The sequence below is a fragment of the Dyella sp. genome, assembly GCF_051954575.1.
GTDB lineage: Bacteria > Pseudomonadota > Gammaproteobacteria > Xanthomonadales > Rhodanobacteraceae > Dyella_B.
On sequence record NZ_JBQCHP010000117.1, the window covers coordinates 1 to 10,108 of the forward strand.

The window sequence follows — 10,108 nt, forward strand, 5'->3', positions numbered from 1 at the left end:
GTCATGGATGGCCTGTGGTTTTCCGCGTGAGGGCGTGGCGCGCTTGCGCAGCGCGCGCGTAACACCCAGCATCCTGCGCATGAAGCAGAACACGAGTAAAGAGCCGGCGGCCATTGCGGAGGCCGACGAGCAGGAGATCGCCGCTTTCATCGAGCGGGTCTGGTCTGAAGACGGGCTGGCCGAACGCACGCTTGAGGCCTATCGCCAGGATCTGGAAGCGCTGTCGCGCTGGCTGGCCGGCCGCGGGCGAAACCTGCGCACCGCTCAGCGCGAAGACCTGTCGGCGTTCCATGGCTCGCAGCCAGTGGCGGTGCGTTCGATGGCGCGCCGGCAGTCCGCGTTCCGCCGGTTCTATGCATCGCTGGTGCGTAACGAACCGGGTTTCGAAGATCCCACCCTGCTGATCGAGCGCCCCAAAACGCCGCGCAGCCTGCCCAAGGCATTGGCCGAGCGCGAAGTGGAAGGCCTGCTGCACGCGCCGGACGTTTCCAGCACGCTGGGCCTGCGCGACCGCGCCATGCTGGAACTGATGTACGCCTCCGGCCTGCGCGTTTCCGAGCTGGTGGAGCTGCCGCTGGCAGCGTTGAACACGCGCCAGGGCGTGCTGCGCGTCACCGGCAAAGGCGGCAAGGATCGGCTGGTGCCGGTGGGCGAGGTGGCGCTGGAATACATCCAGGCCTATCTCGCCCAGGCGCGTCCCGTGCTGGCCAAGGGACGCCAGCCGGTGTCGCTGTTCCTGAGCAAGCGCGGCGAGGGCATGACGCGGCAGATGTTCTGGACGCTGGTCAAGCGTCATGCCGTGTCCGTCGGCATCAACAGCAAGCGCATTTCGCCGCACGTGCTGCGGCACTCCTTCGCCACGCACTTGTTGAACCATGGCGCCGACCTGCGCGCCTTGCAGATGCTGCTGGGTCACAGCGCGCTGAGCACCACGCAGATTTATACGCTGGTGGCCAAGGAAGGGCTCAAGCGCCTGCATGCCGAGCACCATCCGCGCGGTTAGTGCGATCGGGCGCACGCTCTGGGCATGCGCCTACAACGGGCCGTAGCGGGCCGTATGCGATACTCGACCTATTTCGCTCAACTGGCCGCCCGGCCAAGAGGTTGTATGTCCATGAAGTTACGGCTGATGCTCTGCGCGGGCGTGTTGGCGATGCACGCGGGTGCGGCGCTGGCGTCGGCCACGGTGTCCACGCCGCCTGCCGCCAACACGCCCGAGGCCGTCGTGCGGCAAACACTGCTGAAGCTGGTGCCGAAGGCGAAGATCGACCAGATCACGCCCTCGCCCTTGCCGGGCTTCTACCAGGTGATCGCGTCCGGCCATCTGGTTTACGTCAGCAGCGATGGCAAGTATGTGTTGAACGGCCAGCTGATCGACGCCGCCAAGGGCGCCAGCCTCACTGATGATGCATGGGCCGCCTACCGCAAGGCGGAGCTGGCGAAAGTGCCAGTGTCCGATCGCATCGTGTTCGCGCCGGAACATCCCAAGTACACGGTCACCGTGTTCACCGACGTGACCTGTCCGTATTGCCGCGTGTTGCACGAAGAAGTGAAAACGCTCAACAAGGAAGGCATCGCCGTGCAGTACCTGGCGTGGCCGCGCTCCGGCGTGACCGGTGACGACGGAAAACCCACCGCTACTTACAAGGAAATGGTCTCCATCTGGTGCGCGGCCGATCGCAACGATGCGTTCACCGAAGCCAAGAAGGGCCACGAGCCGAAGTCCGTCGATTGCAAGAACCCGGTCAAGGATCAGTTCGATCTCGGTTTGAAGCTGGGTGTGTCCGGCACGCCGGCGGTGTACGCCGAAGACGGCGCCTTGATCGGTGGTTACCTGACGCCCGCGCAAATGCTGCAAGCGGTGCAGGAGCACTCCGAAAAGGGCGGTTGATCCATCGACGCGGTTCGAGCGCGTCCCGACAATCTTGTCGTTGCCATAACGAAGACAAGGTCAAGGACGCCTCATGCTTACATGCCCGCTATCGGTACGCACATGGCGTGTGCTGCCGCTCCTGGTCGCGCTGATCGGTCTGTTGCTTGCGTCGCCGGTTTATGCAGCGACGCCGGCGCCGGTGATGCTGGCGAACGTCTATCACGCCGGCATCACGCTCGACGATTACTGGGTAAGCGAGAAATACGATGGCGTGCGCGGGTACTGGGACGGCGAAAAACTGCGCGCCCGCAGCGGCGCGGTGATCGACGCGCCGGCATGGTTCACCGCTGGCTGGCCGAAAACACCGATGGACGGCGAACTATGGGCGGGCCGCGGTCGGTTCAACCTGGCCTCCGCCACGATCCGCCAGCAGCCGGCCGATGATGAAGCATGGCGGCATATCCGCTACATGGTGTTCGACTTGCCGGCACATGGCGGCACGTTCGATGCGCGCATCCCGGCGCTGCAGAAGCTGATCGCGCAGCTCGCCTGCCCGTGGGTGCAGGCCGTGCCGCAATGGAAGCTGCATGACGAAGCCGAACTCAAGCGCAAGCTCGATGAGGTGACACGAGATGGCGGCGAAGGCCTGGTATTGCATCGTGGCGCTTCGCCGTATCGCGCCGGGCGCAGCGATGATCTCTTGAAATTCAAGCTGTTCGACGACGCCGAGGCGCGCGTGGTCGGCCATCTGCCGGGCAAGGGCAAGTACGAGGGCATGCTGGGCTCGCTGCTGATGGAGGCGCCTGATGGCACGCGATTTCGCATCGGCACCGGCTTTACCGATGCGCAGCGCCGCGATCCGCCGCCCGTGGGCAGCCTGGTGACATATCGGTATCAAGGTATGACGTCCGGCGGCAAGCCGCGGTTTGCGCGGTTCATGCGCGTGCGGGATGAGCCTTGATGGCGAGACTTTCAACGAGGCGGCAAGCCATCTGCCAGGCGCCGGAGGGGGCGGAATTCGCATGGCCGGCATCCGCCGTGGCGGGGAAGAGGGAGCGAGCCCGTTCAGGCTCAGGTACAATAAGCCGCTCCACCGCCTAGCGCCTTTTCCCCCCGCAATGATCGCACTCGACGGGCAGAGCGCCCTCTCGCCGTTTCGCCTGGAACGTCTCAATGCCCGCCTGGATGCCCTGCATCGTGGTACCCGGGTGCAGGCGTGCTGGTTTGTCTACTTCATCGATACCGCTGCCGAGCCCGAGGGCGAGCAGCGCACGCGCCTGTTGGAGGCGCTGGAAGCCAAGGACAGCAAGCCGGAGCTGGCGTCGCTGTGGATCGTGCCGCGGCTGGGCACCATCTCGCCCTGGTCGAGCAAGGCCACCGACATCCTGCATGACTGCGGTTTCGACGTGCGCCGCGTCGAGCGCGGCACGGCCTATCACATCAGTGGTTTGCCGGCGAGCGAGGATGCGCGCTACCGCGACCTGCTGGCAGTGCTGCACGATGCGATGACGCAATCGGTGCTGACGCGCCTGGACCAGGCACAAGGCCTGTTCCTGGCGGGTACGCCGGGCGATCTGGTGCATATCGCATTGGGCAGCGATCCGCGCGCCGCGCTGGCGAAAGCCAACACCGAGCTGGGCCTGGCGCTGGCCGAGGACGAGATCGACTATCTCGCCGCGCGCTATGCCGAACTGGGCCGCGACCCTACCGACGCCGAACTCTTCATGTTCGCGCAGGCCAACTCCGAGCATTGCCGCCACAAGGTGTTCAACGCCAGCTGGGCGCTGGATGGCGAGGCGCAGGAGAAGAGCCTGTTCGCCATGATCAAGAACACGCACCAGCATTCGCCTGCCTACACGCTGTCCGCCTACAAGGACAACGCGGCGGTGGTCGAAGGCCATGCCGGCAAGCGCTTCGTCTGCGGCAGCGATGGCGTGTGGCGCGCCAGCGAAGAACGCATCGACTACGCGATCAAGGTGGAAACGCACAACCATCCCACCGCGATCGCACCGTGGCCCGGCGCGGCCACCGGCGCGGGCGGCGAGATCCGCGACGAGGGCGCGACCGGCCGCGGCGCCAAGCCGAAGGCAGGGCTTACCGGTTTCTCCGTGTCGGACCTGCGCATTCCCGGCCACCCGCAGCCGTGGGAAGTGGAACGTCCGCTGCCGCCGCGCATGGCCAGCGCGTTCGAGATCATGCGCGATGGCCCGCTCGGTGCCGCCGCGTTCAACAACGAATTCGGCCGTCCGTGCCTGGGCGGCTACTTCCGCACCTACGAGCACGAAACCGGCGAAGCCGGCGTACGTCGCGGCTACGACAAGCCGATCATGATCGCTGGCGGCATCGCCAACATCCGCAACGAGCATGTGCAGAAGCGCGAGCTGCAGCCGGGCCATGCAGTGATCGTGCTCGGCGGTCCGGCCATGCTGATCGGCCTGGGCGGCGGTGCGGCTTCGTCGATGGCGTCCGGCGCGTCCAGCGCGGAACTGGATTTCGCTTCCGTGCAACGCGACAACGCCGAAATGGAACGCCGTTGCCAGCAAGTGATCGATGCCTGCTGGTCGCTCGGCGAACACAATCCGATCGTCAGCGTTCACGACGTCGGTGCTGGCGGCTTGTCCAACGCCATTCCCGAATTGCTCAATGATGCCGGCGTGGGCGGCGAGATCGATCTGGCGAAAGTGCCGTGCGACGATCCTTCGCTCTCGCCGATGCAGGTGTGGAGCAACGAATCGCAAGAGCGCTACGTACTGGCGATCGCGCAGGAACATCTGCCGCAGTTCGAAGCTTATTGCGCGCGCGAGCGTTGCCCTTATGCGGTGGTCGGCACGGCCACGCAGGAACGCGTGCTGCGTGTCACCGATCCGCGCCGCAACCTCACCGTGATCGACCTGCCGATGGACGTGCTGTTCGGCAAGGCGCCGCGCATGCATCGCGACACCAAGCACATCAAGCCGCGCATCGACCTGATTCCGGATTTGAGCGGCATCGGCATGGCCGAAGCGCTGATGCGCGTGCTGCGCCTGCCGACCGTGGGCAGCAAGAGCTTCCTGATCACCATCGGCGATCGCACCGTCGGCGGTTTGTGCGCGCGCGATCCGATGGTGGGCCCGTGGCAGGTGCCGGTGGCCGACTGCGCCGTCACGCTGCTGGATTTCGAAGGCTACAAGGGCGAAGCGATGGCGATGGCCGAACGCGCGCCGGTGGCTTTGCTCAACAGTGCGGGTGCGGCGCGCCTAGCGGTGGGCGAGGCGATCACCAATCTGGCCGCGGCGCCGATCGAACACTTGAACGAAGTGCGCCTTTCCGCCAACTGGATGGCGGCGGTGAATCATCCGGGCGAAGACGCTGCCTTGTTCGACGCGGTGAAAGCCGTCGGCATGGAACTGTGTCCGGAGCTGGATATCTCCATCCCGGTCGGCAAGGATTCGCTCTCCATGCAGACCGTGTGGCACGACGGCGAAACCGCGCAGCGCACGGTCGCGCCGGTGTCGCTGGTGATCACCGGCTTCGCCCGCGTCGACGACGCGCGCCGCACGCTCACGCCGCAACTGCGGCTGGATCGCGGCGATTCCGATCTATGGCTGATCGATCTCGGCGCCGGCCGCGGACGTCTCGGCGGCTCGGCGCTGACCCAAGTGTTCAACCGCGGCGGCGGCGTGCCGCCGGACCTGGACGACGCCAAGCGCCTGAAGGCCTTGTTCGATCTGGTGCAGGAAGCGAACCGCGCCGGCATGCTGCTGGCCTATCACGATCGCTCCGACGGTGGCGTCATCGTTACCTTGCTGGAAATGGCCTTTGCCGGCCGCTGCGGCCTGGCAATCACGCTGGACGGCTGGGCTGAAGCCACATTGCGCGCGCTGTTCAACGAAGAGCTGGGCGCCGTACTGCAGGTGGCCGTGGCCAATCGCGAGGCGTTCGAATCGCTGCTGATCAAGCACGGCCTGGCCGGCATGAGCAATCGTATCGGCCGTCCGAAGGAAAAACTCGGCATCAAGCTGTTCCTCAACGGCGACACGCTGTTCAAGTGGAACTGGACGCAGTTGTTCAAGGCCTGGAACGAAACCAGCCACGCGATGCAGCGCCTGCGCGACAACCCGGTCACCGCCGATGCGGAACTGGAATGGCGTATCGATGATGCCGATGCCGGCATTCATCCGAAACTGACCTTCGATCCGGCCGAAGACATCGCGGCGCCGTATATCAGCAAGGGCGTGCGTCCGCGTGTGGCGATCCTGCGCGAGCAGGGCGTCAACGGACAGGTGGAAATGGCTGCCGCGTTCACGCGTGCCGGCTTCGAGGCGGTGGACGTGCACATGTCCGACCTGGTCAGCGGGCGCATCACGCTTGCCGATTTCCGCGGCTTTGCGGCGTGCGGCGGGTTCTCCTTCGGTGACGTGCTCGGCGCCGGCCGCGGCTGGGCGGCGTCGATTCTCTACAACGATGCACTGCGCGCGCAGTTCAGTGCGTTCTTCGCCGACACCAGCAAGTTCGCGCTCGGCGTGTGCAACGGCTGCCAGATGCTGAGCCAGCTCAAGGAGATCATCCCCGGCGCGCAGCATTGGCCGAAATTCCTGCGCAACGCCTCCGAGCAATACGAGGCGCGCCTGGCCACGCTGGAAGTGCTCGATTCGCCCAGCATCTTCTTCAAGGGCATGCACGGCGCGCGCATTCCGGTAGCGGTCGCACACGGCGAGGGCCGGGTGAGCTTCCCGGCTGCGTGCAGTCCTTCCAAGGCGGGCGGTGCGGTGCGCTTCGTGGACAACCGCGGCAAGCCCACCGAGCACTATCCGCTCAACCCCAACGGCTCGCCCGGTGGCCTGGCCGGCTTCACTGCCGCCGATGGCCGCGTCACCGTCCTGATGCCGCATCCCGAACGCGTGTTCCGCACCGTGCAGATGAGCTGGCATCCGGAATCCTGGGGCGAGGATTCGCCGTGGATGCGCATGTTCCGCAACGCCAGGGTGTGGTGCGGCGTGGGGGATGCCCGGATCACAGCTGCGTAGGCGGCATGATGTCCAGAAGGCTCGCAGGGTGTGTCGCGCGATGCAGGGCAGACTGGCCGTCTGTTCAAGTCGCGCGGCGCAGCCTGCAAGCCTTCTGGACATCACCTCATCGTTTGATTCAATTCGTCGAGGCCGGCTCTGTCCGTCCGCATCCCTTCGGCCCATCGTCTCGACAGACGACCAGTCTGCCTTCGCCGATGGTCCTGTGGCCTGCGAACGGACAGAGCCGGTGACGCCTGCGCAGCTGTGATCCGGTCATTCCTGGCCGCGTTGCGAAGCCGATGGCCGGCGCATGCGCTGGCCATGGCCTGGATGGTGTTGCTGGCATGCCTACCGTGGTGGACAGGGCTGCCGTCAATGCTGGCGTTGGCGGTGATCCAGGCGACGCGCTCGCCCTACCTGCAGCCTTACGCCGGCGCATTGCGGCGGGCGTTGCGTTGGGGCCTGGCCGGGCTGTTGATCGCCAGCTACCTTGCGTTCGATCATCGCGCGCTCGGTCTTACCTTGACGATGTTGGCGGCCCTGGTCGGTTTTTCGCTGCTGGTGCTGCTGGAGTCGTGGCAGGATCGGCGCTCGCAACGCAATGCGGCGCTGGCTGCCGCGTCGCCTGAGTGGCGCGAGATGGCGATGGCGCCGATCGGTCCTGCCGAGACCTTGATCGAGCTGCTGCCGCCGACCTGGTTGCCCGTGGATGGCGCCGAGCCCGATATCCGCATGATCGACGCGCATCGTTGCCGCATCGGCGCCGATGCGTGCATCGAGCATGTCGAGCCGCAGCTGTCCATGGCGCCGGGACAGCGCTGGCTGGCGATGCCGATGACGGCGTGGCAGGGTGTGGTGCTGTACGATCGCGAACACCGCAAGCAGTACCGGCTGTGCGGCTGGCAACTGTATGGTTGGCATGCCGGTGAGGCCTGGTTGAACCGTCATGACGATCAGCCGCCGTTGGCGCTGTCGCATGTGCTGGGCCAGGATGTGTTTGGGGACACCTCATCTTCGTGATGTCACGGCCGCGAAACCGGCCTTGCATTGGCGAAGATGGCCGTCAGGGACGACGGTCGCTACGAAAACCGCGTTGCCGTAACCAGCCATCAAGCAAGCCACGACATGCCCGCATTCGATCCGTCCCATACGCAGCTCAGCGTGATCATCGTCTCGGCCGACAGCGGCCCGAGCTTGCGTGACTGCGTCAAGAGCGTGCTTGCGTGCACGGTTCCGCTCGAACTTTTGCTGATCGACAACGCATCCTCCGACGGCATCCCGCAAGCGATCGCGCGCGCCCGCGAAAACGATGCGCGTTTCAAGGTGATCTACAACCACGCCAACCTCGGTTTCGGCCCGGCGGTGAATCGCGCCGTCTCGCAGGCGCACGGCGACGTCTTGCTCATCCTCAACCCCGATTGCCTGATCGACGACGCCAGCCTGCGCCGACTGCTGGATGTGCTGGCGACGGAACACAAGGCGGGCCTGGTCGGTGCGGTGGTGTGCGATGCGCAGGGCGTGCCCGATCCGGCTTCATTCCGCCGCGATCCGGTATTGGGCCGCGCACTCGCCACGCTGTTCAAGCGCAGCGGCGGCGTGAATGCACACTCCATTCCAGACCACGTGGTGGACGCAGAGGCCGTTTCCGGCGCGGTGATGCTGATACGCGATCACGTATTCGAAACCCTGCACGGTTTCGACGAAAAGTATTTCCTGCATTGCGAAGACCTGGACCTGTGCCGCCGCGTGCGCGATGCAGGCTGGCGCGTGCTGCTGGCCGGCGACGTGCGTGTGCTGCACGGCAAGGGCGGCTCGAGCAAGCATCGCCCGGTGTTCGTGAGCTATCACAAGCACCGCGGCATGTGGCGCTGGTTCCGCAAGTTCGATCCTTCGGCGCGCAATCCTCTGCTCGCCACGGTGGTGTGGACGGGTATCTGGCTGCGTTTCCTGCTGAAAATTCCGGGGCAGTGGTTGCGGATGATGACGCGATGAGCGCGACCTCGCGCGTGAGCCTGCTGGCGACCATCGGTCTGCTGGTGATGACGGCGGTATGGGGTTCCACCTTTGTGATGATCAAGGGTGTGGTCGATCGCATGCCGGTGGCGGATTTCCTGGCCGTACGTTTCATCGTCGCGGCGGTTTTCATGTTTGCGCTGTTCCATCGCCAGGTCGCGCGGCTGGAACGCCGTCAGTTGTGGCGCGGCGTGGTGCTGGGCACGCTGTACGGTTCGGGGCAGTTGCTGCAGACCTGGGGCCTGTCGTTGATTTCGCCGAGCGTGAGCGGTTTCGTCACCGGCATGTATGTGGTGTTCACCCCGATCATCGCGACGTTGCTGCTGCGCCAACGCATGCCGGTCAGCGTTTGGCTGGCGGTTGGCCTGGCCACGCTGGGTCTGGCCTTGCTGTCGCTCAATGGGTTCTCGGTCGATCTGGGTGTGTGGCTCACGCTGCTATCGGCGCTGCTCTACGGCTTGCATATCGTGGCGCTGGGTCACTGGTCTCGTGCTGATGAAGCATTCGGCTTGTCCGCGGTGCAGATGGCCGTGATTGCATTGGTGTGCCTGCTGGCCACTGCCGGCCACGGCGGCCCGACGCTGCCGCCCGATCGCAACGCGTGGATCGCGGTGCTGTACATGGCCTTGATCGCCGGCGCCGGCGCAATGCTGATGCAGACCTGGGCGCAGGCGCATCTTCCGGCCACACGCGCGGCGATCGTGATGACCACCGAACCGGTTTTCGCAGCGGCGTTCGCAGTGGCCTTTGGCAGCGACGTGCTGACCTGGCGCATGCTTTGCGGTGGCGCGCTGGTGCTTGCAGCGATGTATCTGGTGGAACTTAGCCCTCGCAGCGAACCGCCGGCAGAAGCGATCCATCACGAGGTGTAGGTTGGGGTTGCGCTCTGACGTATCCCCTCGTTTTGCGGTTTGAAAAGATGATCGCGCGAGGAAGCTAGCCGAGCGTGGACGTTGACGATTGCCTGCGGCGCTTTCGATCGCCGAAGGCGCTCGAGTCACTTTTCTTTGCTGGCCCAAAGAAAAGTAACCCAAAGAAACGGCCTGAAGAGCTTATGGCGCTACGCAGGTTACAAGCCTGAAAGCTTGAGGCACTGCGATGGAAGTCGGCACGCCCGCTTCCACCTGGTCGCGATACCGCGAGGCGCCGCGGCGCTGAGGGGTCAAAGCACAGCTTCGTGGGTTGGGAAACTAGCGTGTGGTCCTCAGCGCCGCGGCGCCGCGCGGTAACGCGA

7 protein-coding genes are annotated in these 10,108 nt (G+C 65.3%); all 7 read left to right on the top strand.

The features are described from left to right. Positions 1–79: 79 nt before the first annotated feature. The 7 genes from xerD to ACTHNE_RS15565 all read left to right on the top strand — a co-directional run bounded on the left by xerD (position 80) and on the right by ACTHNE_RS15565 (position 9,746). The gene (gene xerD, locus ACTHNE_RS15535) at positions 80–1,003 is read left to right on the top strand and encodes a site-specific tyrosine recombinase XerD (protein WP_324944780.1); all 924 of its coding nucleotides are present in this window, start codon (positions 80–82) and stop codon (positions 1,001–1,003) included. A gap of 111 nt (positions 1,004–1,114) precedes the next feature. Beyond that, entirely contained in the window at positions 1,115–1,891 is a 777-nt protein-coding gene (locus ACTHNE_RS15540; RefSeq protein WP_324944783.1) for a disulfide isomerase DsbC N-terminal domain-containing protein, read from the top strand. A 73-nt stretch (positions 1,892–1,964) separates the two neighbouring features. Further along, entirely contained in the window at positions 1,965–2,834 is an 870-nt protein-coding gene (locus tag ACTHNE_RS15545; RefSeq protein WP_324944786.1) for a DNA ligase, read from the top strand. A gap of 157 nt (positions 2,835–2,991) precedes the next feature. Continuing rightward, complete coding sequence (gene purL / locus ACTHNE_RS15550) at positions 2,992–6,879, top strand: phosphoribosylformylglycinamidine synthase (RefSeq protein ID WP_440269730.1); 3,888 nt, start codon at positions 2,992–2,994, stop codon at positions 6,877–6,879. A gap of 303 nt (positions 6,880–7,182) precedes the next feature. After that, positions 7,183–7,881 carry a hypothetical protein gene (locus ACTHNE_RS15555; RefSeq protein WP_440269731.1) on the top strand — a complete coding sequence of 233 codons (699 nt, stop codon included), beginning with the start codon at positions 7,183–7,185 and terminating at the stop codon, positions 7,879–7,881. A 105-nt stretch (positions 7,882–7,986) separates the two neighbouring features. Next, positions 7,987–8,853 (top strand): glycosyltransferase family 2 protein, encoded by an 867-nt coding sequence (locus tag ACTHNE_RS15560; protein WP_324944794.1) that lies wholly within the window; start codon positions 7,987–7,989, stop codon positions 8,851–8,853. Beyond that, complete coding sequence (locus ACTHNE_RS15565) at positions 8,850–9,746, top strand: DMT family transporter (protein ID WP_324944797.1); 897 nt, start codon at positions 8,850–8,852, stop codon at positions 9,744–9,746. Before ACTHNE_RS15560 ends, ACTHNE_RS15565 begins: the two co-directional genes overlap by 4 nt. The last annotated feature ends 362 nt before the right edge of the window (positions 9,747–10,108 follow it).